Below are 24747 nucleotides of genomic sequence, written 5' to 3'. Positions count from 1 at the left end.
TCTGGCCGCGGAGCTGGCTACCGTGTGACATCGCTCGATGGGGTGCTGCGTTCGTGGGCCCGGTCGAGCAGGCGCATCACCGGAGTCACGGCCACCCCGTGCACCACCACGGAGACGAGCACGACGAAGCCGATGGTGGCCCAGGCGAGGTCGGCGGCGGGGAAGTCGGCATGAGTGAGGGCGTACGCGAGGTAGTAGAACGAACCGATGCCGCGGATCCCGAAGGCGGCGATCACCCAGTGCTCGGCCGTGTGGCCGGGCGCACCGCGTAAGGATGCGAACCCGGCGAGCGGACGGATGACCAGGATCAACGCAAGACCGACGAGCGCGGCCGGCCAGGTCAACGGGGCCAGCAGGCCGCCGACGACGGCACCACCGAACAAGAGAAGCAGCAGGACGGTCAGCAGGCGTTCGGTCTGCTCGGCGAAGTCGTGCAGGACCTGGTGGTAGTCGTGCGAGCGTTCGGCGGCCCGGATGGCGCGGGCGGCGACGAAGACGGCCAGGAAGCCGTAGCCGCCGGCCACCTCGACCACGCCGTAGGCCAGGAAGGTCGCGGCCAGGGCCAGGAACCCCTCCGAGTGCTTGGCCAGCCGTAGTGCCTCGCGTCTTGCGCGGAAGAACAGCCGGCCCAGCAGTTTGCCCACGAGCACGCCGCCGACGACCCCGACTGTGACCTTGTAGGCGACGTCCTGCCAGGCCCAGTCACCGACCCAGCCCAGCCCGGCTGTCCCGGCCATGGCGATGGCCGCGTAGACGAACGGGAACGCTAGCCCGTCGTTGAGCCCGGCCTCGGAGGTGAGCGCGAAGCGCACCTCGTCCTCGGAGTCCTCCTCGTCGGTGGGCTCGCCGACCTGCACATCCGAGGCGAGCACCGGGTCGGTCGGGGCGAGAGCGGCACCCAGCAGCAGCGCGGTGGCCGGCACCAGACCCGCCCACCACCAGCCCAGCAGCGCCACCGCGGCGATAGTGACCGGCATGGCGACCACCAGCAGCCGCCATGTGGAGGTCCAGCCCTTACGGCTCAGCGGCCGGTCGATCTTCAGCCCGGCGCCCATCAGCGCGACGATGACGCCCACCTCGGTCAGATGCTCGGTGACCTTCGGATGCGCCAGCGGGTCGGCGTCCGGGAGGCCGACCGGGAGCCCGAAGACGAGCATGCCGAGCCCGAGAAAGGCGATCGGCATGGACAGCGGCCGGCGCTCGAGGACGCGCGGAAGGATGCCGGCCAGCAGCGCCCCGACACCCACGACGGCGAAGACAAGATCGGAGATCTGCACGACTGTGCGGTGCCCGCTTGACCGCCTTCTATGCCTGAGAGCCCCTGGGCATGGTCAACCGGGACGCGACTGAGCTGCACCCTCATCGTCAACCGGTTGTTCTCGCACGGACCGGTCCCGCTGCCGACAGGAACTATCGCCATTCTGTCGGACTTTTAGGGGCTGATCTGTTCATGCGCAAGGCCGCCGCGCTCGCTCTGGGGCTCGCCACCGCTCTGCTCACCGCGTCGCCGCTGGTGGACGCCCGGGCGTCGGCCGCGACGACCACGTCGCCGACGCTGGCCGGGCGGCTCGCCGCGGTGAAGACCGCGAAGCAGATCAACTACTACCCGTCGGCGAACGGCTGGACGCGGATGTGGACGTCGTTCGACGCGGCCACCATCAACACCGACCTCGCCAAAGCCAAGGCCATGGGCGCCGACAGCGTCCGCGCGATCGTCTTTCCGTCGGTGTTCGGCTATCCCACGCCCAAGCCCGAGTACACGGCCAAGCTCGCCCAGTTCGTCACCATGGCCGGCAACAACGGCATGACCGTCAAGCTGACCCTGTTCGACTGGTGGGGCGGCTACACCGACATCGCCGGCAGCAGCACCTGGGCCAAGGCGATCGTCTCGCCGTACCGCGACGACAAGCGTGTCATCTCGATCGGCCTGCAGAACGAGCTCGATCCGTCGAACACCGCCGCCATGAATTGGGCCAAGAAGCTTGTTCCGGTCCTGCGCGCCGCCGCACCGGCCGTTCCGGTGACGATCGCGATGAGCGGCACCTCGGGCGCGGCCGGCATGGCGAAGATCAAGTCAGCGCTGTCCGCCACGCCGCTGGACTACTACGACTACCACTTCTACGGCAACTCGGAGAACGCCCTGGCGCTGATCCGTCAGGCGCAGGCCGCCGTGGCGCCGGCCCCGGTCGTGCTGGGTGAGACCGGCGTCAGCACGCGCGCCGCGACCGAGGGCGAGCAGGCGGCGTACCTGGCCCGGGTCTTCCAGGCGGCGGCCGTGGCCGGGGTGCGCTCCGTGGCGCCCTGGACCCTGTACGACTTCCGCGAGGGTGCGATCCCCACCTCGGCCGTCGCGAAGATCCCCGCGCAGTACGCCTTCGGGCTGCACCGGGTGGACGGCACCGCCAAGCCGGCCGCGGCTGTGGTCAAGGCGGCGTGGACCTCTACGGCGTACCCGGCGACCGTCATGGATCTCGGCTTCGAGAACCCGGCCGGCCAGACGCCATGGAGCACCTACCTGCCCGAGCTCGGCACCGCCACCAAGGTGCAGGGAGCCGCCCGGACCGGCAAGTGGTCGGTGCGGCTCACCAAGACGAGCAAGAACTCCTCCGGCTCGCCGTCCTACCGCGTCGCCCCCGTCGCCCCCGTGGAGGCGGGCAAGACGTGGCGGGCCGAGGCCTACGCGCGCGGCACCGCGGCCACCGGCGCCACCCAGGTCGCGCTGAGCTGGTTCGACGTCAACGGCCGCTGGCTCGGCGGCGCCTCCTCGGCCACGCTGCCGACGGGTACCACCGGCTGGACCAAGCTGTCGGTCAGCTCGAAGGCCCCGGCCGGAGCCGCCGGTCTGCAGGTGCACCTCAAGTCCGGAGACAACAAGGGCACCGTCTGGTTCGACGACGTGACGATGTCCGCCTCCTGACCCTACGTTCGGCTTGGACGGGCGGATGCTGCTGTCCGGAGGCAGCCGGTCGGTGTCGCTGACAGCGGAGGAGTGGGAGCGGTGCGTGCCGGAGCTTCCGTTCACACCGGCCTGTCAGCGGCCCACACATGTGCGCCCGTCACCTCGGTGGCGGGCGCGCTTGCCAGCAGGCCGTCCGGGTCGGCCAGGGAGGCGAGGCTGTTGAGCAGGTCGGCGCTGAGCTGGGCGACGGCTGTCTCCAGGTCGTCGTCCTCGTCGTCCCAGTCGATGTCTGCCTCGCGCAGGCGCTGGACGGCGAGGGCGGTGATCGCGGCGGGGTCGTCGACACGGACGGTGAGGCGGCAGTGAAGCTCGACCGTGACGGGCTGCTGTGTCGGCATGCGGTGATGCTCGCATCCTCGGCGCCGGGCTTGCGAACCGCTTCGCCGAGCGAGGAAGCAGGTGGTCAGTGCGATGTGCATGCGTAACCCGCCGGACTGGATGCGCCCGATGAACCGATGGACCTATGGGGTCGCGTTCTACAGCGAGGTATGGCGCGGGACGTACGGCAGCTTCTGCGGCTGTGGTCCGTGATCGATAGCTGAGCGGTAGACCGAGCCGGTCCCGGTGTCTCGCCGGGGCCGGCTCGGCCCTTGTTGTCCTGTGGGTGTGGCCGACCTGAAGTTCTTCCCGCTTCTACGGAGCGAGCGGACTCCTAGCCCGTCGTCTCCGATCGCCGGCTGCCGGTGGCGCCCTGCCTCTCCGCGTCCTCGGGTCCTGGCGAACCGAACAGGCCCAGCAGGCCCGTCACCCACAGCTGGCGGTGCACGACACGGCTGGGGCGGGTGATCACCAGCCGGGCGCCCTGGACGGCGGCCAGCTGGAATGCGGCCACCAGGGCGCTCACCCCCACGGAATCGATGAACCGCACGCGCTGCATGTCGATCTCGATGCGGGTGGGCGACCCGTCGGTCAGCGCCCGCGCGACCTTCTCGCGGACCTCGTAGGCGTTCTCCACGTCGATCTCGCCTTCGAGCGCGATCTCCACGCAGTCGGGAGCCGTCTCCACCTCCCGGGCGGCCCTCGTGTCCATGTCGGCTCGCGCCTTGATGTCCTCGAGCCGGCGGGCCAGTTCGGCCTCGTCCAGTTCGGCGTCGACGAGCCGGTCGATCCCTCGGATCATGTCGGCCGTCGGTTCGTGGTCCGTCACCGGGTCTCACCCCTTCCCGTCGTCGCGCCGCCGGCCGGCCTGGGCCGCTCGTACTCGGCCACCAGCGGGCGGAGCGCGGACCGGGCGTGCTGAAAGTTCTTGCGGGCGGTCGCCGCCCTCCGGTCGAGGTCGGTGGCCTCCTCCTCGGCCGACATCGGGCGACCGGTGGTTGCCGCCTCGCGCCGCTGGAGCTCGGCCGCGAACTCCTTGAAGGTGATGCCGGCCAGGAATGCCTCCATCACCGCGCGCTGAGCGCACGGCAGGCAGCTGAGCAGCTGGTCGACCCACTGCCGGCCCTCGTAGGCGCCGAGGTCGAGGTCGTCGCGAGGTGGCAGCGGCAGCTCCGTGACGGGCACGGGGCTGGTGTTGTGCGCGTGCCGTTCTCGGCGGATCTTCAGAATGGCCCGCACCAGCGCGACCCGGGCGTAGGCCGCACGCCGGCCGGGATCGACGGTGAACCAGCGCCGCCGAATGTCGATCATGACGTCGCGCGCCGCGTCGTCGGCGTCCTGCCAGTTCCGGCCCCAGGCCATCCCGTATTTGCGCAGCTCGGGATAGATCGCGCGGTAGAAGGGGTCGAATTCTTCGTCGGGAGGCGTCATCGGCCTGCCACGACCACCGTCACGCCTAAGGCCACGCAGGCCAGGGCGGCGATGGCCGTCGCCACCACGGAGGCCGTCGCCGTGAAGACCCCGCCCACCCCCACGAGCGTGCCGTTCACCAGCAGCATCGGGTCGGTTCGGCCGCGTTCATTCATCGTCGTCATCTGCGGGCTGCCCTTCGCCGTTCCTCGCTCTGCAGGACATTGTCGTAGTGCAGGGCCGCCCAGGGCCGCCCGGCGTGAAATCCGCGGTTGAGAAGAATTCTGAGAGTTCGATGATGTTCACTACGGTGAGCGCATGGTTCATACGCTGACCCGTCGCCTCGTCGTCGGATTCATCGCCGTCCTCATCGGATGGCTCGGGGTCTGGTTGCTCGACAGTCACTGGAAGTCGGACGCCGAGCTGTTGGCCGAGTCTCAGCGTCACAGTGCCGAGCATGTGCTGTGTGACGGCAAGGAGATGCATCCGGGCGACGTCTGCATGGCGTTCGGGCGGGGCGCCGCGGAGCGTGGTGGCACCTACGAGGAGATGAAGGCGAAGCAGCTTGCCGCCGTTCGGCCCGGCGATCTGCGGACGGACGATCTGATCTGGCGGTTCGTCGCGATCGTGCCGTTGGTCATCTCGGCGGCCCTGCTGGCGGCGGTGATCGTGGCCTTCGTGGTGGTGGCCCGGGCGCCGGCCGGGCGGCGTTCGCTGGCGGCGGCGCACGGGTGGGCGTACGAGGCGAAGCATTTGACCCTGGCCTCGGAAGCCGGACTGTTCAAGCCCTACACGGCCGGGCGGCCCGACGCCGCCGACGTCGTGACGGGCGAGCGAAAGGGGTTCCCGTTCCTCATCTTCTCCTTCCGGGACACTTCCAAGACCGAGAAGGCCGCCTTCCGGGTGACGTTGCCGATCGCCCTGCCGTACATGCGGGTGCTCGAGTCGCCGGAGAGCCCGTTCACGTCGGACACCGACCCCGGCGTGCAGGCGTGGCTCGCTCAGAAGCTCGGGATCGTGCCGGTGAAGGGAGGCGCTCCCCGGATGGCGTTCTGGGCGCAGGACAACCGGCTGGTCCGTGTCATCAGCCTGCAGTCCAAGCCGCGCAGCATCGAGGCCGAGCTCGACGCCACCGTGGACCTGGCCGAGCGGCTCGTGCGGGCCGCGATGGAGACCGTGGCCGAAGACGGCCGTACGACCTGACATTGGCACGACGATCCGGGCTTCTGGCACACACTGCTCAACGACGTGGCGATCGGCGACTACGTAGAGGTATGAGAATGGCGGTCAGGCCGGGTCACGGCCTGACCGCCATCAGCCGGCTTCATGACATTGGTACACGTCGCCGGCCGGGGTGCCGGCGATGTCTGCGGCCGCCGCCTGCACCGCAGCCGGCTCGATCATCGCGATGACGGAGATGGCGGGCTCGAACTGTTCCAGCAGTAGTGCTTCGGCCAGGAGGTGACGGGCGAAGGATCGGTCGTGGACCGTCGAAGCGATCGCGGCCAACGTGTATGCGAGCATGACGTCGTCCTGGTCGAACGCACGTCGTGCCAGGCCGGCTGCCTGCTTCGGGTCATGCTCGGCAATCGTGCAGATCAGATCCGCCCGGGCGCCTCGGTCCGTCGGCTGACGGAGCCGGTCGTGTGCCATTGCGGCCAGGGCGGGCAGGCGCTCTGGGTACTCGGCCGGTTTGGCGTGCCGGGCAAGCCACATCAGCGCCTCGGCTTGCCGACGGGGGTCGTCGATCTCATCGATCAGGCTTTCTCCTCGACGCGGGTCGCCTTCCACTGCGATCGCGGAGGACAGCTCCGACAAGGCTTCGTCTCGGAGAGGTCCCCGGCTGAGCTGCTGGGCTACTTGTTCGGCCGCTTCGACCTGCCCGTCCTCGAGAAGACCGTCAATCTTGGCCAGCACGGGGTCGGGCGTAGGCGGGTTCGGCCGGTACCCTCTGATCTGGTCCATGACTTCGATCGGGCCCTCGTCGTGGCCATCGTCGCTGCGGATGGTCTGGTGGACTTCGCGTGCCAGCTCAGCGGCAGTAGTCAGGTCGCCTTGTTCGGCAGCGGCGGCCGCCACCGCGGTAAGCCCTTCCGCGATCTCGCGGTACCAATCAGCGCTGCGGGCGGCAGTCACAGCGCTGTCCAGATCACCAGCGGCGGCCAAGGCGGCGGCCACGGCCGTATGAACGCCCTCCCACAACACGACGTCGGTATCACCACTGAGCAGTTCATAGCCCGCTTCGGCCAACCGCCGAGCCTCCGCGCGTCTGCCTGCGGCCGCGTGGACACGGGACACCGCGACAAGCGCGGAGATCCGGGCCGAAGGCCCGGCTACGGATGCGGCCAGGCGTTCCGCGACGACAGGGTCGGCATGGGCGATCTCCGCCGCGACATCGCCCAAGGCCCACCCGTCGTAGGGGTGGGAGACGGATGCGGCCAGCGCGATCGCGCGGTCGACGGCCCCGGCGCGAGCGAACGCCACGGCGATCTGCCGCATAGCCATGGACGCCGTTATCGACTCACCGGCGCCGACGGTGTCCAACGCCTCATCGAGCAGGGCGGGTGCATCCGCCCCGGGCAGATGCGTGAGCCAGGCCAGGGCGAGACCGCGCTGCAGATCGTTGTCGGCGGCGCGAGCAGCATCGTGCCCGTCGTGAACCAGCTTCTCCCACCACGAGCCGGCGGCACGGTCCGGACCGAGTGCCCGCGCGGCGGCGGCGAGAACGCGCGCGCGTTCATCCGGTTCGGTGATGGTGGCGCAGAAATCGTCAGGGAGATGCCCGATAACAGGCAACCCGCGGACCTGTGCCAAGGCTTTGGCCACGGGCGAGCTGATCCGGTCGATCAGCTCGGAGCACTGTGCGGGGGTCCTGGCGGCGTTCATCAGGTCAACGAGCGCGGCGTTCCGGAATGACCCGATATCGCTGGACATCGCGAGAGCGACAGCTCGCTCCCATCCGTGCACCTGGGCAATGACCGCCGGAAGGCCGGCGGGCACGACACGGGTCTGCCGCGTGAGGCGTTGCCGCAGCAGAGCAAGACGCAGCAGCGCCCCGAGATCCGGATTTGCCGCCCGATGCACGGACTCTGCCAGTGTGATCTCGCGGAGTGCGGCAGCATCAGCTCCAGTGGCCGTGAAGAGCCTTTCGCGTCGGTGGGCATCGGTGGCGAGCGCCAGCAGGCGAGCCGGTGAGTCCTGCCGGGCCAGCGGGTAACCGTGCAGCAGGTAGTGAGGCGTGTCCGCAGGCCAGCCGGCGGCCTGGTACTCGTCGGCCCAGGCGTCGATCCGGACGAGGAATGTGGTGAACGAGCCGAACAGCTCGATCACCGCGGCGTGAAGTTCTTCGTGAATCAGGACGTAACCGCCGTCGAGATCCCGGCCGACCGACCGTGCGGCGGAGGAAGCGACCAGGTCATCGATCGCGCCTACTTCCTGGCGGCAGAGTGCCGCAAGGTCGTGGCGGGTGAGCCCGCCTCGCGCGGCCGCGACGAACCCCAGCACGTCGTGCCCTACCGGTCGATCACGCCATATGGCGGTCAACTCGGTCAGGACCTCGGAGCGCATCATCCTCGCGGAGGGCGACGGTGAAAGGTCTCTCCACGGGCTCACGCGCAGCGGATGGTTGTCGTCGACGTCCTCCGGTAGTGGCCGCCGATCGCGAATCGACACCACGAACCGCAGCCCGGCGGGAGCGCGAGGGGGAAGCAGGCCGGCGATGCTGACCTCGAACCTGGCCGCGGTGTCCTCGTCCAAACCGTCGATGATCACGGCAAGTCGCATGCCCTGCGCGACGCAGGTCGCGGCGGCCTGAGCCCACCGCGCCAGGAGGGCTCCGTCGCGCAGGCCGCACGGACGCAAGGTCTCCGGGGCGAGGCCGAATTGTTCAGTGAGCTCGGCCAGTTGGTCGTCGACGAAGGTCACCCGGTCTCGTACACCGCTACGGGCGGTCACGAACGTCGCCAGCACCCGGACCCCCGCCGGCGGATGCTCGGCGAACCAGGCCAGCAGCGCGGTCTTGCCGGCCCAGGCCGGTCCGCGCCAGCACAGGTAAGCCGGCTCCTGATCCGAGGTGCAATGCCTGGCGAGCTGCTCAAGCTCCGGCTCCCGCCCGGACAGCGGGTGCAACGGGAGAAATCTGCGGATCGATGCCGCACCCGCCGTGATCGGCGGTGCTCCGAACAGCAAGATTCCGTAATCCTGGACGAGCCGGTGTCGCAGACGGTCGGCGTCAATGTCGCCACCGCTTTCCGAGAGCTTGGCCCCGATGTCCTTGAGGCAGAGAAAGATGTGTTCAGAGCTGGTAGCGCAGCTCTGGGCGACGGTGTCGAGAATGCGAATGTAGTCGACGCCGGTTCCCCGGCCGTCGCGGTCGACAAGCCACACATCGAGGCGAGTGAGCAGGCCGTGGGCGACATGGTCGGCGTCGCGTCCGGTGAAGGTTCGCCGTAGCGTGTCCCACTCCCGGCGGACCGCTTCCGGAGACTGACCTGGTGTCAGTTGGGCCTGAAACTCGTCGAGGCTTGCAGGTTGGGCGAGCTCCACCAATTGCCGTAGTGCTGCCGTCTTTGCCGTCGTCCGGGTGACCAGTAACATCCGCCGACGATCCGCAGCGAAATCGCCAGGGTGCATTCGCCGCATTTTCGCAGCAGCCTCGAGTACCTCGCGGAGCGCGGGCGCGGTCACCGTAATCTTGATCTGGCACTCGACAGTTCGACTGCTCGAACCCACACCGGTGTGCAGAACCATGTCGTCGAGCTGGGCGCCGACCGCGCGCTGCTGAAGCGCGACCCTCCTGATCTGCTGGCTTCGCGACGGACCGCGATGGCCGCTGAGCAGCAGTGACAATGCGCAGGCAGCGACCTCGGCCTCGTAGTGGACGCCACTGCCACCCGTCGCCCTCGGTGACATCGGCTGCATGCAAGCTCCCACCATCAGCGGCCCCGCAACGTCGCCCGCAGTGTACGGACGGCGCACCAGAGCCTCTTTGGTGTCTGGGTGATCCGTTGGCTGCTCTCGCCCGTATTGCCTGCCAGAGCGTGTCTAGGTGTCGGGAGGTTCTCGTGCGGTGGCGGCGTCGCTTGTGGGGTCCGGTGCTCATGGCGCTGGTTCTGATACTGCTCGATCCGTTGCGGTCGCCCGCCCGGGCGGAGCCCGGTGTGCCGGTGCCGCCGGGGGAGCTGATCACTGACACGAATGATGGGGAGATCACCGAGGCCGACGAGGATCTGGTCGTCAAGGTTCGGCTGGCCGGGCTGTGGGAGATTCCGGCCGGGCAGATGGCGCAGGAGAAGTCGCGCAACCCCCGGATCCGGCAGATCGGCAAGAGCATCGCCGACCAGCATGTCGTCCTCGACAAGCTGGACAAGGCGGCCGCGCGCAAGCTCGGCATCAAACTGCCCGACAAGCCGAACGCCGACCAGCAGGGCTGGCTCGGTGAGATGCGGGACGCCGAGGGCGAGGACTTCGACCGGATCTACATCGACCGGCTGCGTGCCGCGCACGGCAAGATCTTCCCGGCCATCGCCACCATTCGCAGCAGCACGCGCAACGACACGGTCCGCAAGCTGGCGCAGCAGGCGAACCAGTTCGTCGCCACGCACATGACGTTGCTGGAGTCTAGTGGCATCGTCGACTTCCAAGGACTGCCCACGGCACCGCCGCCGGCGCCGGCCACCTCGGCCGCCGTCGAGCCGGCCGCTTTCTCCTCGGCCGGCGGAAACCAGCCCGGCAACTCGGGCCAGGGCCTCGTGATCGGTGTACTCGCGGCGGCGCTGGCGGCCGGGGCCTTCTTCACCTGGCGCACCATGTCGACGCGACGGCGCCCGCGCCGCAGGCGGTACTACTACTGATCATGGGACAGTTGGCCCATGGCAGAGTTCATGGTCGTTCAAGAGGTGCGTGGCCCGGCCACCGTGGTCTGGAAGACCCTGGTGGACTGGCCACGCCACGGTGACTGGGCGCCCCTGACCGCCGTACGGACCCTGCCCGGCCCGGCCGAGGGAAAGGGCGCCACGTTCGTGGCCCGCACCGGCGTCGGCCCGCTGGCGTTCGACGACCCCATGACCGTGGTCGCCTGGCAGTCGCCGTCCGGCGACGAGGCGGGCGACCGGCTCGGGCGCTGCGAAGTGGTCAAGTCGGGACGGGTCGTGCACGGCCGGGCCTGGTTCTCGGTGACGCCGCTGCCGGGCCGGCGGTGCCGTGTGGTCTGGTACGAGGACGTGACCGTCTCCCCGCGGAAGATCACCAGATTCGCCGGCCCGCTGCTGTCTCTCGCCGGGCGACTGGGTTTCGCGGCCACGCTGCGGGCCCTGGCCCGCGACGTCGAGAGTCAGGTCGGCGATCCGGCCGGTTCATGAACGGCTCGAGGTGTGCCGGGGTGAACGTTAACAAAGTCGGGATTGTATTGACTGATATCAATCTAGTTTCTAGCGTGCTGTTAACGTTCACTAGGACAGGAGCGACAGCATGCCCTCCCCCTTCCTCAGCCGTCGCCGGCTTCTGCAGACCACCGGCGCCGCGGCGCTGGCCACCGTCGGCGGCGCCGGCGCCCTGGACGTTCGCGCGGCCGCCGCGGCCGTCGTGCCACCGGCCCGGCCGGACATCGGCGTGGGGGCGTACGCCTTCGATCTCGGACAGGTGCGGCTGACCGCCGGGCGTTTCCTGGACAACCAGAGCCGTACGCTGGCCTACCTGCGGTTCGTCGACGTCGACCGGCTGCTCTACGTCTTCCGGGCCAACCACGGCCGGTCGACCGGCGGCGCGGCGGCCAACGGTGGCTGGGACGCGCCCACGTTCCCGTTCCGCAGTCACATGCAGGGCCACTTCCTCACCGCCTGGGCCCAGGCCTACGCGGTCCTCGGCGACACGGTCTGCCGCGACAAGGCCGCCTACATGGTCGCCGAGCTGGCCAAATGCCAGGCGGCCAACGGCTATCTGTCCGGCTTCCCCGAGTCCGACTTCACGGCTCTCGAGGCGCGCACGCTGTCCAACGGCAACGTGCCGTACTACTGCGTCCACAAGACCCTCGCCGGTCTGCTCGACGTCTGGCGGTACACGGGCAACACCCAGGCCCGCACCGTCCTGCTCGCGCTGGCCGGGTGGGTCGACAGTCGTACCGCCCGGCTCAGCTCGAGCCAGATGCAGGCCATGCTGGGCACCGAGTTCGGTGGCATGAACGAGGTGCTGGCCGACATCTATCAGCAGACCGGCGACGCCCGGTGGCTGACCGCGGCCCAGCGCTTCGACCACGCGGCCGTGTTCAACCCGCTCGCCGCGAACTCCGACCAGCTCAACGGGCTGCACGCCAACACACAGGTGCCGAAGTGGATCGGCGCCGCCCGCGAGTACAAGGCGACCGGCACCACCCGCTACCGCGACATCGCCGCCAACGCCTGGAGCATCACCACCCGGGCCCACACGTACGCCATCGGCGGCAACAGCCAGGCCGAGCACTTCCGGCCGCCGAACGCCATCGCCGGCTACCTCACCAACGACACCTGCGAGCACTGCAACTCGTACAACATGCTCAAGCTCACCCGTGAGCTGTGGCTGCTCGACCCGGGTGACGCGGCCTACTTCGACTTCTACGAGCGGGCCCTGCTCAACCACCTGATCGGCGCCCAGAACCCGGCCGACAGCCACGGTCACGTCACCTACTTCACCCCGCTGCGCCCCGGTGGCCGGCGCGGCGTCGGGCCGGCCTGGGGCGGCGGCACCTGGTCGACCGACTACAACTCGTTCTGGTGCTGCCAGGGCACCGGCATCGAGACCAACACGAAGCTCATGGACTCGATCTACTTCTACGCCGGCACGACCCTGACCGTGAACCTGTTCGTCCCGTCGGTGCTCACCTGGGCGCAGCGGGGCATCACGGTGACCCAGTCCACGACCTATCCGGCCGGCGACACCACCACGCTGACCCTGTCCGGCTCGATGAGCGGCTCCTGGAGCATCCGGGTCCGGATGCCCGCGTGGACGCAGAATCCGGTGATCAGCGTGAACGGCACCGTCCAGAACGTGACGGCCACGCCCGGCGGCTACGCCACCATCACCCGCGCGTGGGCCGCCGGCGACGTCCTGTCGGTCCGGCTGCCCATGCGGGTCGTCATGCGGGCGGCCAACGACAACCCCAACCTCCAGGCCATCACGTACGGGCCGGTCGTGCTCAGTGGCAACTACGGCAGCGCCACCCTGACCGCCGCACCGGCGCTGACCGTTTCGACGATCGCCCGGACCAGCACGTCGAGCCTCGCCTTCACCGCCACCGCGAACGGCGCCACGGTCGAGCTCGGCCCCTTCCACGACGCGCACGGCCACAACTACGCCGTCTACTGGAACACCGCCGGCACCACCGAGACGACGTACAAGCTGGTGAATGTCGCCTCCGGCCTGGTCCTGGGTGTCCAGGACATGGCCACCGGCGACGGCGGCCTGGCCGTGGTCTGGGGTGACACCGGGACCGCCGACCACCAGTGGGCGCGCATCACCGACGGCAGTGCCGTCCGCTTCCGCAACGCCCACAGCGGCAAGGTGCTCGGCGTGGAGAACATGTCGACCGCCGACAACGCCCGGGTTCTGCAGTGGTCGGACAACGGGACCGCGGACCATCGGTGGACGCTGGTCGACAACGGCAACGGCACCTACAAGATCCGCAATGTCAACAGCGGCAAGCTGCTCGCCCTCCTCGGCGGCACCGGCGCCTGGGGAACCCAGGTCGTCCAGGACTCCGACAACGGCAGCGCCGACAATGTCTGGCGCCTCGTCTGAGCGCGGAACCGCCGAACGGATTAGCCGGGACAGCTGCCCCGTCGTCGGCAATTCGCCCTATTACCCGCTTATCGCTCGACTGTCAGTCTGGCTTCATGACATCCAGCGATCCGTCGCTACCGCCGGGATCGGCCTTTCAGGAGCGCAAGGACCTCATCTCGTACGGTGCGGTGGTCGCGGTCATCGCGGCCGTCACCGCGCTGACCGCCCTGGCCATCGACCTGGTCGCTGTCCTTTCCGGCAGCGGCACCGAGCCGCGCCTCGGTGAGATCTTCACACCGGCGCTGCTGGTCGGCCTGATCTGCGGCCGGGCGTCGGCGCGAACCACGGCCGGCCGGATCGCCATGCATCTGAGCTGGGCCCCGTTCGTCGTCATCCTGATCCTGCTGGCGATCAGGGACCCGGGTCAGTCGGGCGGCTTCCTGCGCGCGTTCGGGGAAACCCTGTTCGGAATGATCGTGAGCGCGGGCAAGGTGGTGGAGGCGGCGGTGAAGGACTCGGAGTGAAGCGGGAGGGCTTCGCCGCAGGTGTGGAGCCGGGCCGCGGCGATGTCGCGCGGCGCGCCGGCTCTGGCTCTCCCTCGGAGTCGGCGACGCCACCCCCGGCTACGACGATCTCGGCTGGCCGTCCCGGGTCGAGCGCCCATTGCGCCAGGTCCATCCCGCCCGCCTCAACGACATCACCCGGGCCCTCGCCGCCGACTACGGCGCGGTCGTCGCCGACTGCTGGGACCACCCGCTCAACGACCGGCCCGACCTGGTCAGCCGGGACGGCATCCTGATCGACGCACTCGGCGCGCGGGCTTTGTAAGTTGGGGCCATGAGTGCCATCGATGATCTCGCTGAGCGGTATGTCGACGACTGGGCCCGGCTGAATCCGATCGGGGCGACTTTCGTGGGATTGAGCGGCCCGGGGGAGACCCTCGACGACCTCTCCCCGGAGGGTTACGCGGCGCGCGCCGATCTGCTTCGCCGCACGCTGGCCGGCATCGACGCCATCGTGCCGGCCACGGAGGCCGAGCGCGTCTCGGCCGACGCGATGAAAGAGCGGCTCGGCCTCGACCTCGCCCGGTACGACGAGGGTGACACCACCTCCGACATCAACGTGATCTCCAGTGCCGCGCACGCGATCCGGCGCGTCTTCGACGTCATGCCCCTGGAGGGCGAGCCGGCGGTCGCCGCCGTCGCGGCGCGGCTCGCCGCGGTGCCGGCCGCCCTACGGCAATACGGGGAGACGCTGCTGGCCGAGGCGGTCAAGGGCAACGCCGCCGCCCGCGCGCAGATGCTGGCCGTCGCCGAGCAGGCCGACGCGTGGACCGACCCGGCCCGCGACGACTTCTATCCCGCGCTGGCCGAGCGGGCCGGCGCCTCCGGGGCGCTCGCGGCCGACCTGAAGCGCAGCGCTGATCGAGCCGCCGCCGCCACCGCCGAGTTCGGCCAGTTCCTGCGGGCGCGCCTGGCCCCGTACGGCCGCGAGAAGGAAGCCGTCGGCGTGCAACGGCATGCCCGCGCCGCGCAGTACTTCCTCGGCGCCGTCATCGACCAGCACGAGACGTACGCCTGGGGTTTCGAGGAACTCGCCCGCATCGAGGCGGAGATGCGCGTGGTGGCGGCCGAGATCGCCGGTTCCGGCGCGAGCGTCGAGGAGGCCGTCGCCGTGCTCGAGGCCGACCCGGCCCGGCGCCTGCGCAGCAAGGAGGAGTTCCGCGACTGGATGCAGGCCACCGCCGACAGGACGATCGCCGAGCTGAACGGAACCCACTTCGACATTCCCCCGGCCGTACGCACGATCGAGGCGCACATCGCGCCGACCAGCGACGGCGCCATCTACTACACGCCGCCCAACCACGATTTCAGCCGGCCCGGGCGCATGTGGTGGGCCGTGCCGGACGGGCAGACGTCCTTCTCGACGTGGCTGCAGACGTCGATGGTCTACCACGAAGGTGTGCCCGGCCATCACCTTCAGCTGGGGCAGAAGATCTACCGGTCCGGGCAGCTCAACCGCTGGCAGCGGCTGCTCAGCTTCTGCTCCGGTCATGCCGAGGGCTGGGCCCTGTACGCCGAGCGCCTGATGGGCGAGCTCGGCTATCTCGACGATCCCGGCGCCCGGCTCGGCATGCTGGACCTCCAGGCGCTGCGCGCGGTGCGAGTCGTTCTCGACATCGGCCTGCACCTCGAGCTCGAGATCCCCGCCGGCAATCCGTTCGGGTTCCACCCCGGTGAGCGGTGGACGCCCGAGCTCGGCTGGGAGTTCCTGAGCGGGCACAGCCGCATGCACGAGCAGGTGCTGCGCTTCGAGTTGCGCCGCTATCTGGGCTGGCCCGGCCAGGCACTGTCGTACAAAGTCGGCGAGCGCATCTGGCTCCAGGCGCGCCAGGACGCTCAAGCCCGCAAGGGCGCCGCCTTCGACCTCAAGGCGTTCCACCGTGACGCCCTCGACCTCGGCACCCTGGGCCTCGACCCGCTCCGCCGGGCCCTGGCCCGCCTCTGACCACGGTTCAGGTGCGGGACCAGGTGCCGAGCGCGGCGACGAGGGCTTCGACGAAGGCGGAGGTGGAGGCGGTGCGCTCGATCGTGCTGCGGTAGTACAGCGGGCCGATGGCCATGGCGGCGGCGTCGCGGCTGGGGACGGACAGGGTGAGCTCGCCGCGCGTCTGGGCCTCGTCCAGCGCGGCCGCGAGGCGATCGCGCAGGATGGCGGCGAACTGCTCGCGCCGGGCGTCCATGGTGCCGTCCCATTGGGCGGTCGTGGCCAGTGTCGTGGCCACGGCCCGCACGTCGTCGAGGTCGAGCTGCTGAGCCATGGTGGTCAGCTCCTGGCGCAACCACTGTCTGGTCGGGACGGTGGGCACGGCGAAGAACGGCATGGGTACGGTGGCCATCGCCTCCATCAGGAGCAGCTCGGCTCGCGGCCAATGCCGGTAGACGGTGGCGCGGCCCACCCCGGCCCGCTCGGCCACCTGCACGTGCGTCACCGCGGCCGGGCCTTTTTCGAGGAGCAGCTCGCGGGTCGCGGTGAGGATGGCCTCCCGGCTCCGCTGAAATCTGGGGTCCATCTCGTTGGGCACCGGCTCATCCTATGAGACGTATTGACTCATAGTCGAGGCATGGCCCATGCTTGCCCTATGAGACAACCTGTATCGCAGAGGCTGGTGGTCCTCGGTGCGTCGGGAGCCACCGGAAGGCACGTGGTCGCCACCGCCCTCGCCCGGGGGCACAAGGTGGTGGCTCTCGTCCGCCGAGGCGGCACGTTCGCGCCCCGAGCGGGGCTGACCGAAGCGGTCTGGCCCGACGTGACCGACATGCCAGCCCTCACGGCCGCCCTGCCGGGCGCCGATGTCGTGATCAGCGCCCTCGGTGGTGCCGGTAAGGGGCCGACCACGGTCTGCGCCGACGGCATCCGGTCGGCCGTGACCGCCATGAAGGCGGTGGGGGTGGACCGGCTGATCGCCGTCAGCGCCCACGGCGTGCTGGAGTCGCACGACGCGTCGCTGTACTCCCGCGCGGTGTGGGCGGGCGTGGCCGACCGGATGCGCGACAAGGAGGCGATGGAACCCCTCATCACCGCCTCCGGCCTGAACTGGACGATCGTGCGGCCGCCGAAGCTGTCGGACCACGACGCGACCGGCCGGTACCGGACCGGCGCCGAGCTGCCGATCCGGGTGTGGAGCTCCATCGGCCGCGCCGACCTCGCCGCGTTCCTGGTCGACGAGGCCGAGACCGCCCGGTACGAGCGCGCCCACCCGCGGATCACCCGGTGAACCCCGGGAAGGTCGCGGTCGTCACCGGCGCGACCGGCGGCATGGGGCAGGTCATCGCGGCCGACCTCGCCCGCGCCGGCGCCCACGTCGTCACCATCGCCCGTGACCCGGCCCGGGTGAAGGCCGGTCACCTCGAAGTCGTCCCGGGTGACCTGACGCGGCGCGACGATGTCGTGGCCGCCGCGCGGACGATCGCCGCCCGGCACGACCGCATCCACCTCCTGATCAACAACGCCGGGGCGCACTTCCCCGGGCACCGCGTCTCGGCCGACGGCGTCGAGCTGCACATCGCCCTGAACTACCTGGCGCCGTACGGCCTCATGACCTTGCTGGACGGCCCGCTGAGGCGAGGCGCCGCGCGGGTGGTGAACGTCGCCAGCGACACCCTCAACGACACCCGCCAGATCAAACTCGCCGGCCCGCCCCGACCGGCCACCCTCGACCTGACCGGCGTCGACCACCTGGCCCAGCTGAACCCGGCTGACGGTTTCACGCCGTTCGAGGCGTACGCCCGGGCCAAGCTGATGACCGTCACCGCCGGCTACGCCCTGGCCCGCGGCCTCGCCACCGACAACGTGACCGTGAACGCGCTGCATCCCGGAATCGTCGCCACCGACATCATCGACGACCTGGTGCCGGCACCCCTGCGCCCGTTGCGCGCCCTGATCCGCCGCAGCCTCCTCACACCCGCCCAGGGCGCCGAGACCGCGCTGCGCCTGGCCACCGACCCCGGCCTGGACGGCGTGACCGGCAGGTACTTCAACCGCGACCGGGAAACGACCACGCCGCCGGTCTCCCACGACTCCGCCGTCCAGCAGAAGCTGCTCACCCTCAGCGAACGGCATTTCGGCGGGCTTCCATGATCAACCGGGGTATCGGGCTGCTCGGTCACCCTGGTTACCTCACGCGATGGAAAGATCGAGGGGAGTTCCTGACATGACACCGCAAAGCCGTCGAGGTCTGATCACCGGTTCGCTTGCGGGAGCGGGGCTGGCCGCCGGGGGGATGATCTTCGGGCAGCCCACGGCCGCGCTCGCGGCGACGGCCGGGCTCACCGTGATAACGCCGAGCGGTGACGTGACCGGCGCGAGTGACCACGCCGCGATCCAGCAGGCGCTGTCCGACGTGAACCGGCAGGTGCTCCTGAGCGCCGGCGAGTTTCACATCAACCAGCCGATCGTCATGCGCTCCAACCAGCGGCTCATCGGCGCCGGCGCGCAGGCCACGAAGATCATCCAGGTGGGTGCCGGTCATGGCATCACCTCGGTGACCAGCTTCACGATCAACTATGTGACGATCTCGGGCCTCAGCGTCATCGGACAGTACGACCCGGCGACCGCGCCGCCGGAGAACGGCCCGTCCGGCATCTATTTGACTCCTGGTCCGGCCGAAGGGCCTTCGAACATCACCATCGAGGGCTGCGTCGTCAGCAACTGGGGGGACTGCGGCGTCCATCTCATCGCCGTTGTCGCGTCGAGGATCACCCGGGTGCAGTCCCGGAAGAACGGAGGCAACGGCTTCTACGTCACCAAGACCGCGACGGCGGCCGCCACCTCCCTCGCCTTCGAGGCCTGCTACGCGCTCGACAACAAGAAGAACGGCTACGAACTCGACTACGTGAGCTACTCGACGCTGAACGCCTGCGCCAACGACGGCGGGAAGCGTGGATACGCGCTCTACAACTGTTCGGCCGTCACGCTCACCAGCTGCGCCGCCGAGCTCTTCACCGAAGTGGGCTTCCGGCTGCTCAACTGCCGGGGGTGCAGCCTGTTCGGGCCGTACACCTTCAAGGGCGCCACGACCGGCATCCACATCGGCGCCTCCACTCTCAACGTGACGATCGGGGGCGCCGTCCAGTCCGACCCCTCGTCCGCGGCCACGCCCTCGCTGACGAATTTCATCGTCTCCGAGGCGGGCAGCTCGGCCGTGATCTGGGGCGTGACGCGGACCAGCCCCAACTCTCTCGGGGGGAAAGTCACCAACCTCGACGGCACCGCCTGAACGCCTGTCCGTCAGAAGCAGGTATGAGTGATCCGAACATGTACCGGCAGCAATGGGCGGCACCCGTCACGCACCCGCCGGCGGCCGTTCAGCCCTATCGGCCCGGTCACCTCGTGCCGGGCGCGATGGCCAACGGCCACCTGGTCTCGGCCGGTGGGCGGCTGGGCGCGCTGCTGCTGGACGGCCTGCTGATGATGGTCACGCTCTGGATCGGCTGGCTCGTCTGGTCGATGTTCACCTGGTCCGACGGTCAGACGCCGGGCAAGAAACTGCTGGGCCACGTGGTGGCCGACGCGCAGACCGGGCAGCCGTTCGACTGGGGGCGCATGGCGGTGCGCGAGTTCTGCGTCAAGGGACTGCTGGGCTGGTTCCTCGACGTGGTCACGCTCAGCGTCTACTTCTGGATCGACGCGTTCACGGTCTTCGGCGACCGGCAGCGGACCCTCCACGACCGGATGGCCGGCTCGATCGTCCGCCATCTGTAGTCCGCGGCGCGCTGGGATCGTCGTGTGCGATCCCAGCGCGCCCCGGGTGCTTACTTACAGGACTTGACGCCCGTGGCGTGGGCCAGGCCGAAGCCGGACGCCGCCGAGTCCATGTAGACCACTTCGCGGCCCTTCGCCGCCGTGGCGTACATCTGGGCGCCCGGGCTGCACGACGCCGGGCCGAGGTACCGGCCCTCGAACGTGTACTGCTTGAGCTTCGGGTTCAGCGCGTTGCCGGGGTAGCCGCCGGTCTCGAGCCACGCCTTCACCGGTGCCTCCTCGGTGACCGTGAGGGTCGTGTCGGACAGGGCGACCGTGACGGCGCGGATCGCCTGCGGTGTGGTCTCGTCGAACAGCAGGCGGCTGGTGCGCTTGGCGAAGTCGTAGAGGCGTACGGAGTCGTAGTAGGCGCCCTGGGTCCACTGGCCGTCGACGATGGTGCCGTAGTCGCGGTCGGTCATCCAGGCGACGCCGGTGCTCGACAGGTCGGGGTAGCTCATCCGCTCGGCGCCCGTGTCACCGCCGGCGTAGACCGTCCGGCCGGTCGTGACGTCGTACACCTCCACGCCCAGCGACCAGTAGGCGCCGTTGGCATCGGGCTGCTCGAAATTCTCGTACCGGACGTAGGAGATCTTGCCGTTCTTGACGCTCGGAGCGGTCGCGCTGCCACGCCAGCCCGGGTGCGCCAGCGTGTGGACGGTCTTCGAACTGCCGCGCAGGTAGCGCACGACGTCGAGGTAGCCCTGGTCCGGGTCGTACTGGCTCCAGGTGACGATGTCGCCGTCGAAGCCCAGACCGTCGACCCGGTAGGGGGAGCTGTAGAGCTCCTTGACCGGGCCGCCGCCGATCGGCGCGGAGAGGATGCGGTTCCTCTCGTACGTCGGTGAGGCGGGATCCAGAACGACCGACAGCCACACGACCCGCCTGCCGTCGGTGTGCGGGAAGCTGTTGACGCTCCCGTCGTCCGGGGAGATGCGGTACGGCGTGCCCTTGCCGTTCGTACGGCCGACCCAGATCGACGTCGGCTCGGTGCGGTTGGCGTCCGAGCGCGGCACCGCGAACCAGCCGCCGGCCACGCCGGCCTTCATGTCGGCGTACATGCCGGTGTTGAGCCGGTCGATCAGCACGTCAGTGCCCTTGCCGTACAGATTCTCCTCCCACTTCGCGGTGATACCGCGGGAGTCGAACGCCGCCTGGACCACCTTGAGGTCCTTCTTGCTCAGGCGGAACGACTTGGCCGAGGCGAGTACGGCGTCACGCGCGTCCACGAAGTCCGACATGGGCGTCAGATAGTCGGTGAGAGCGCGGTAGACGACCTTGTCGGCGACCGTCTTGCCGAGGGCCTGGCGCAGGTCCCAGAGCGCGCCCGACACGATCGTCGAGTTGAGGTGCACGCCGCCGTCGTCCATGGACGGCGTGTCGATGAGGTGCTGGAAGTCGGCCGTGGTGGCGCCGTCGTCGAGGTCACGCAGGGCGCACTGGGCGGGGGCCAGCGTGCGGCAGAGGTCGCCGCCGAGCAGGCTCGCCTCGGGGGACGACATCGGCGTGCCCGACGCGTCGACGTCGATGGCGTTGCCGAAGTAGTCGGCGATCGCCTCGTTGAGCGCGCCCGGCTGCCCGGCGTAGACGAGGCTGGCGGTGTGCTCGACCACGCCGTGGGTCATCTCGTGGCCGACCACGTCCGGGTCGGCCGACAGCGGCAGATATTCGGCGTCGCCGCTGCCGTACACCATGCGGGTGCCGTCCCAGTACGCGTTGACCCAGGGCGAGCCGCCGTACGTGATGCCGACGATCGAGTCGATCGGCATGCCGGCGTCGTCCAGGCTGTTGCGCCCGAGCTTCTGCTGGTACCAGTCGAACACCTTCGCGGCGTCCCAGGCCGCGTCCACGGCGCCGGCGTCGGTCAGGTCGGCTCCGAGCGTGGTCGTCGGCGAGGCGAACGGCGCCAGGTCCTCCGGCCAGGCGTTGCCCATCAGGTCGTAGTAGTCCCGGCCCCGGGCGTCCCAGGTGGTGATCGGCACGGTCCGGGTCAGATCCTTCAGGAGGTACGACCCCGCGTCCGACCGGACGAGCGGAAGCGACACGGTGGCGCCGTGCAGGGTGGTGCCCTGGCCGGCGACCGGCGCCGTTCCGGTGGCGGCCGGGCCCGAGGTCTTCGTGCCGCTCGGCGCGCCGGCGACCTTCTGCTCGGCCGCGAACGACTTGATCCGGCTGACGCTGAGCAGCGGCACCCCGTTCGTCGCGCCCACGTACACGTCGCGGAGCACGGGACGGCCCGTGACGGCGTCCTTGCCCTTGACCAGCACGCGCCGCGCGAGCACACCGGTGCCGGTCGGCATGATCAGGAGCCCCTGGTCGGTGCCGGTGAGGTCGGTTTCGCCGGCCACGACCGCCGCGCCCGCCCGCAGGCTCCGGCGAACGTCGTCGACCGCTCGCGCGACAGCGACCGAGGCCGGGATCGGGGTGACGGTCGTGTCGACGTCCAGGTTCGTGAAATAACTGCCGGACGTGCCGGTCACCGTGCGCTTGCCGGCCGCCTTCTCGGTACGGACGACGTACTGGGCGCCGAACACGGGCAGACCCTTGTACTTCTGGTTCAGCCGGACCGTTTCCCGCTCACCGTCGGTCTGGACGCTCGCCGTGGTGAGCGTGCCGGCCGGGTCGCTGATCCGGTAGCGGTCCTTGTGGCTGGCGAGGTGGGCCTTGGCGGCCTTGTCGGGAGCGACAGTGGCGTCGACCGGGTCGGCCACATCGTCCACGAGAGAGGGTGTGCCGGTGGCGTCGACGGCCGGCGGCGGGGTCGCCGCCCGCGCGGCCTGGGCCGTGGTCCCTAGGATGGCGGCCGTCGCCAGAACGGCGATGGCGGGCAGTGCCATGGGTCTACGCAATTCGATGCTCCTGCGGTTGTGGGTCAGCACAGCTCACCCCGGTGCCGGCCGCCGCCACAAGGACGATCTTGTGCAGTTGCGCAAACCAGCAGATCCGCCTCTTACACATCCGTAATCCCCGATTCATCGGCTCCTGGCACGCTCACATCGGAGGACGCGAGAACGTATGGACGGAACGGAAATACCGTGGTCGGCGGCGGGTCTCGATCCGCTGGCGGGCCGGGTGCTGGAGCTCCTGACGACCGTTCGATCGGCGGACCGCGACGAGGTGGCGTCCGCGACCGGGCTGTCACCCTCCGAGGCCGAACGAGCGCTGGGGCTGCTGGTGGAGGCGGCGCTGGCGGCGCGGATCGGTGGTGCCGAGCCGCGATGGGCGGCGGCACCGCCCCGGCCGTCGCTCGGCGCGCTGCTGGCCCGGCGGCGGGCCGAACTGGCCCGCGTCGAGTCGGTTGTGGAGCGGCTCTCCGAAGCACACGAAGCGGTGTCCGGGCCGCGCGCCACGGACATGGTGGAGGTGCTCAAAAGCGACGACGAGGTAGGGGCGCGCTACCGCCAGCTGCTGATGGGCAGCTCGTTCGAGGTTCTGCATCTGGCGAAGCCGCCGTACGTCACCGGGGGATCGGCGTCGGCCGAGGCGGCCGGGATGACGCCCAGTGTGCTGATGCGCTCGGTGTACGAGACGGAGGGCTTCACCGACGTGGTGTCGCTCACGACTGCCCTGCGCGGGTCGAGCCGGGGCGGAGAGCTGCGGCTCACGCCCCAGCTCCCGGTGAAGCTGGTGATCTTCGATCGGCAGGCGGCCCTGCTACCGATACGCGGCGACAGCCCGTCGTCGGGGTCCCTGGTGGTGCACTCGCCGGCGCTGGTGGTGGCGCTGGTCGCGCTGTTCGAGAGCATGTGGGAGCGCGCCGAGCCGGTGTCGCTGTCGAGGCGGCCGGACGCGGACGGCGAGCTGCCGGCCTCGGGGCGTGACCTGCGCACGCGGGAGATCCTGCGGATGATGGCGGCCGGGATGAAGGACGAGACGATCGCCCGGGCCCTGAACATCAGCCGCCGTACGGTTCAGCAGTACATCACCGATGCCGGCTCGCTGCTCGGGGCGCGGACCCGTTTCCAGATCGCCGTGCTGGCGGCCAAGCGGGGATGGCTGACCCAGCCTCAGTCGTGAGTGTGCCCGTCGGAGCCGTGCCCGCTGGGGGTGGCGCCGGCCGGCGGCGCGGGGACCGGGGTGCCGGCGACCGCGGTGAACTCGGCCGTGCGCACCTTTCCGGCATGCTGGAAGTCCAGGTAGAGCCGGTAGGTGCCGGCCGACGGCACGTCGGCGTGGAAGGTGATCCCCGGTCCGGCCGCGGTTCGCCCGTCGCCGGGAGTGCCGTCGGGGTGGACGTGCAGATAGGCGAGGTCGCCGGCGCGCAGGGCGACCAGGTGGCCGTAGGCGCCGAGGTACGGCTGCAGGTCGGTGACCGGCTTGCCGTTCCTGCTCACCGAGAGCGTCAGCCGGGACGAGGCGCCCGGCTGTAGCGTGCCGGCCAGCGTGACGGTGTAACCGTCGACCGTGGTGGTGGTCGCGGCGGGCGGCAACGGCCGGGGCCGGTAGTCGCCGGGGGCGGGGACGTCGATGCCGAGGGTGAGCCCGTCGTGTCCGGCCGGCTGGAAGTCGGCGAAGACGCGGTACAGACCGGGTGCGGCCACGGCGAGCGGGATCGACCAGGTGCCGTCGGCGGCCAGGACCGGGTGCACATGCTGGAAGCCGGACAGGTCACGACGTACGACGATCAGATGAAGGTCTTTGTCGTGGCTGGTGGTGTAGGCGGTCACCGGCTTATCGCCGGGACCGATCACGCGGAACCGGAAGGGCTTCGGATCGCCGGTCGACAGCTCGCCGGTCAGCGGCGCCAGCTGATATCCGCCCTCGCTCACCTGCAGCCCGGCCGGCAGTTCGGCGGACTGCTCGGCCGCGCTCTCGTGCTGGGCGTGGGTCGCCTCCGGCTCCGGTTCCCGGTCGGGGCCGACGGCGCGTCCCAGGCCCAGGGCTGCGATGAAGACGACCGCCAGTCCCACGGCGAACGCGCCCAGACGGGCCGGTGTGCTCATCATCGTTCGACTATACCCATACCCCCCACGGGTACCGCAACCGAGAGGCGTGATGGACCATGG

22 protein-coding genes are annotated in these 24747 nt (G+C 69.9%); 13 read left to right on the top strand and 9 right to left on the bottom strand.

The annotated features are described in order from the left end of the window. Positions 1-17: 17 nt before the first annotated feature. On the bottom strand, positions 18-1277 hold the full coding sequence (locus ACQP2X_RS35400) for a cation:proton antiporter (protein ID WP_498689394.1): 1260 nt from the start codon (positions 1275-1277) through the stop codon (positions 18-20). A gap of 173 nt (positions 1278-1450) precedes the next feature. Here ACQP2X_RS35400 and ACQP2X_RS35395 point away from each other — a divergent pair, with 173 nt between their 5' ends. Further along, positions 1451-2917 (top strand): cellulase family glycosylhydrolase, encoded by a 1467-nt coding sequence (locus tag ACQP2X_RS35395; protein WP_498689393.1) that lies wholly within the window; start codon positions 1451-1453, stop codon positions 2915-2917. A 101-nt stretch (positions 2918-3018) separates the two neighbouring features. Here ACQP2X_RS35395 and ACQP2X_RS35390 read toward each other — a convergent pair whose 3' ends face one another. The 4 genes from ACQP2X_RS35390 to ACQP2X_RS35375 all read right to left on the bottom strand — a co-directional run bounded on the left by ACQP2X_RS35390 (position 3019) and on the right by ACQP2X_RS35375 (position 4872). Continuing rightward, positions 3019-3297 carry a hypothetical protein gene (locus tag ACQP2X_RS35390; protein WP_498689391.1) on the bottom strand — a complete coding sequence of 93 codons (279 nt, stop codon included), beginning with the start codon at positions 3295-3297 and terminating at the stop codon, positions 3019-3021. 314 nt (positions 3298-3611) lie between these two features. After that, a complete protein-coding gene (locus tag ACQP2X_RS35385) occupies positions 3612-3989 on the bottom strand; it encodes an STAS domain-containing protein (RefSeq protein ID WP_498701111.1) in 378 nt (125 codons plus the stop codon). A gap of 113 nt (positions 3990-4102) precedes the next feature. Then, positions 4103-4708 carry an RNA polymerase sigma factor gene (locus tag ACQP2X_RS35380; protein ID WP_498689390.1) on the bottom strand — a complete coding sequence of 202 codons (606 nt, stop codon included), beginning with the start codon at positions 4706-4708 and terminating at the stop codon, positions 4103-4105. Continuing rightward, positions 4705-4872, bottom strand: coding sequence for a hypothetical protein (locus ACQP2X_RS35375; RefSeq protein ID WP_498689388.1), 168 nt, complete (start codon positions 4870-4872; stop codon positions 4705-4707). Before ACQP2X_RS35375 ends, ACQP2X_RS35380 begins: the two co-directional genes overlap by 4 nt. 133 nt (positions 4873-5005) lie before the next feature. Between ACQP2X_RS35375 and ACQP2X_RS35370 the strand changes: the two genes are divergently transcribed. Further along, positions 5006-5890, top strand: a complete 885-nt coding sequence (locus ACQP2X_RS35370; protein ID WP_498689387.1) for a hypothetical protein — start codon at positions 5006-5008, stop codon at positions 5888-5890. 111 nt (positions 5891-6001) lie between these two features. On the opposite strand, the gene ACQP2X_RS35365 is transcribed toward ACQP2X_RS35370, so the two are convergent. After that, positions 6002-9607, bottom strand: a complete 3606-nt coding sequence (locus tag ACQP2X_RS35365) for a hypothetical protein (protein ID WP_498689384.1) — start codon at positions 9605-9607, stop codon at positions 6002-6004. A gap of 179 nt (positions 9608-9786) precedes the next feature. Between ACQP2X_RS35365 and ACQP2X_RS35360 the strand changes: the two genes are divergently transcribed. The 6 genes from ACQP2X_RS35360 to ACQP2X_RS35335 all read left to right on the top strand — a co-directional run bounded on the left by ACQP2X_RS35360 (position 9787) and on the right by ACQP2X_RS35335 (position 15946). Further along, a complete protein-coding gene (locus tag ACQP2X_RS35360; RefSeq protein WP_498689382.1) occupies positions 9787-10539 on the top strand; it encodes a DUF4142 domain-containing protein in 753 nt (250 codons plus the stop codon). Between the two features lie 18 nt (positions 10540-10557). Next, the gene (locus tag ACQP2X_RS35355; protein ID WP_498689380.1) at positions 10558-11046 is read left to right on the top strand and encodes an SRPBCC family protein; all 489 of its coding nucleotides are present in this window, start codon (positions 10558-10560) and stop codon (positions 11044-11046) included. 109 nt (positions 11047-11155) lie between these two features. Beyond that, complete coding sequence (locus tag ACQP2X_RS35350) at positions 11156-13456, top strand: beta-L-arabinofuranosidase domain-containing protein (protein ID WP_498689377.1); 2301 nt, start codon at positions 11156-11158, stop codon at positions 13454-13456. A gap of 95 nt (positions 13457-13551) precedes the next feature. Then, positions 13552-13962, top strand: coding sequence for a hypothetical protein (locus tag ACQP2X_RS35345; protein ID WP_498689374.1), 411 nt, complete (start codon positions 13552-13554; stop codon positions 13960-13962). A gap of 139 nt (positions 13963-14101) precedes the next feature. After that, complete coding sequence (locus ACQP2X_RS35340; RefSeq protein ID WP_498689371.1) at positions 14102-14266, top strand: hypothetical protein; 165 nt, start codon at positions 14102-14104, stop codon at positions 14264-14266. Between the two features lie 9 nt (positions 14267-14275). Next, positions 14276-15946, top strand: a complete 1671-nt coding sequence (locus ACQP2X_RS35335) for a DUF885 domain-containing protein (protein WP_498689369.1) — start codon at positions 14276-14278, stop codon at positions 15944-15946. A 7-nt stretch (positions 15947-15953) separates the two neighbouring features. Here ACQP2X_RS35335 and ACQP2X_RS35330 read toward each other — a convergent pair whose 3' ends face one another. Continuing rightward, entirely contained in the window at positions 15954-16523 is a 570-nt protein-coding gene (locus ACQP2X_RS35330; protein WP_498689367.1) for a TetR/AcrR family transcriptional regulator, read from the bottom strand. 57 nt (positions 16524-16580) lie between these two features. Between ACQP2X_RS35330 and ACQP2X_RS35325 the strand changes: the two genes are divergently transcribed. The 4 genes from ACQP2X_RS35325 to ACQP2X_RS35310 all read left to right on the top strand — a co-directional run bounded on the left by ACQP2X_RS35325 (position 16581) and on the right by ACQP2X_RS35310 (position 19702). After that, positions 16581-17216, top strand: coding sequence for an NAD(P)-dependent oxidoreductase (locus ACQP2X_RS35325; RefSeq protein WP_498689366.1), 636 nt, complete (start codon positions 16581-16583; stop codon positions 17214-17216). Then, positions 17213-18079: an SDR family NAD(P)-dependent oxidoreductase gene (locus tag ACQP2X_RS35320; RefSeq protein ID WP_498689364.1), complete on the top strand. Its 867-nt coding sequence runs from the start codon at positions 17213-17215 to the stop codon at positions 18077-18079. The genes ACQP2X_RS35325 and ACQP2X_RS35320 overlap by 4 nt, the downstream gene beginning before the upstream one ends. Positions 18080-18152: 73 nt before the next feature. Next, entirely contained in the window at positions 18153-19217 is a 1065-nt protein-coding gene (locus ACQP2X_RS35315) for a right-handed parallel beta-helix repeat-containing protein (RefSeq protein ID WP_498689363.1), read from the top strand. Positions 19218-19240: 23 nt separating this feature from the next. Further along, the gene (locus ACQP2X_RS35310) at positions 19241-19702 is read left to right on the top strand and encodes an RDD family protein (protein WP_498689361.1); all 462 of its coding nucleotides are present in this window, start codon (positions 19241-19243) and stop codon (positions 19700-19702) included. A gap of 50 nt (positions 19703-19752) precedes the next feature. Here ACQP2X_RS35310 and ACQP2X_RS35305 read toward each other — a convergent pair whose 3' ends face one another. Next, the gene (locus ACQP2X_RS35305) at positions 19753-22578 is read right to left on the bottom strand and encodes a M4 family metallopeptidase (RefSeq protein WP_498689359.1); all 2826 of its coding nucleotides are present in this window, start codon (positions 22576-22578) and stop codon (positions 19753-19755) included. Between the two features lie 178 nt (positions 22579-22756). Here ACQP2X_RS35305 and ACQP2X_RS35300 point away from each other — a divergent pair, with 178 nt between their 5' ends. Next, the gene (locus ACQP2X_RS35300) at positions 22757-23758 is read left to right on the top strand and encodes a LuxR C-terminal-related transcriptional regulator (RefSeq protein WP_498689357.1); all 1002 of its coding nucleotides are present in this window, start codon (positions 22757-22759) and stop codon (positions 23756-23758) included. Here ACQP2X_RS35300 and ACQP2X_RS35295 read toward each other — a convergent pair. After that, positions 23749-24684, bottom strand: coding sequence for a DUF8832 domain-containing protein (locus tag ACQP2X_RS35295; RefSeq protein ID WP_498701109.1), 936 nt, complete (start codon positions 24682-24684; stop codon positions 23749-23751). The genes ACQP2X_RS35300 and ACQP2X_RS35295 overlap by 10 nt on opposite strands. Between the last annotated feature and the right edge of the window lie 63 nt (positions 24685-24747).

The sequence above is a fragment of the Actinoplanes sp. CA-131856 genome, assembly GCF_050956135.1.
GTDB lineage: Bacteria > Actinomycetota > Actinomycetes > Mycobacteriales > Micromonosporaceae > Actinoplanes.
Note: the sequence above shows the minus strand (reverse complement) of the source record. Positions and strands in the feature narration are given on the sequence as shown.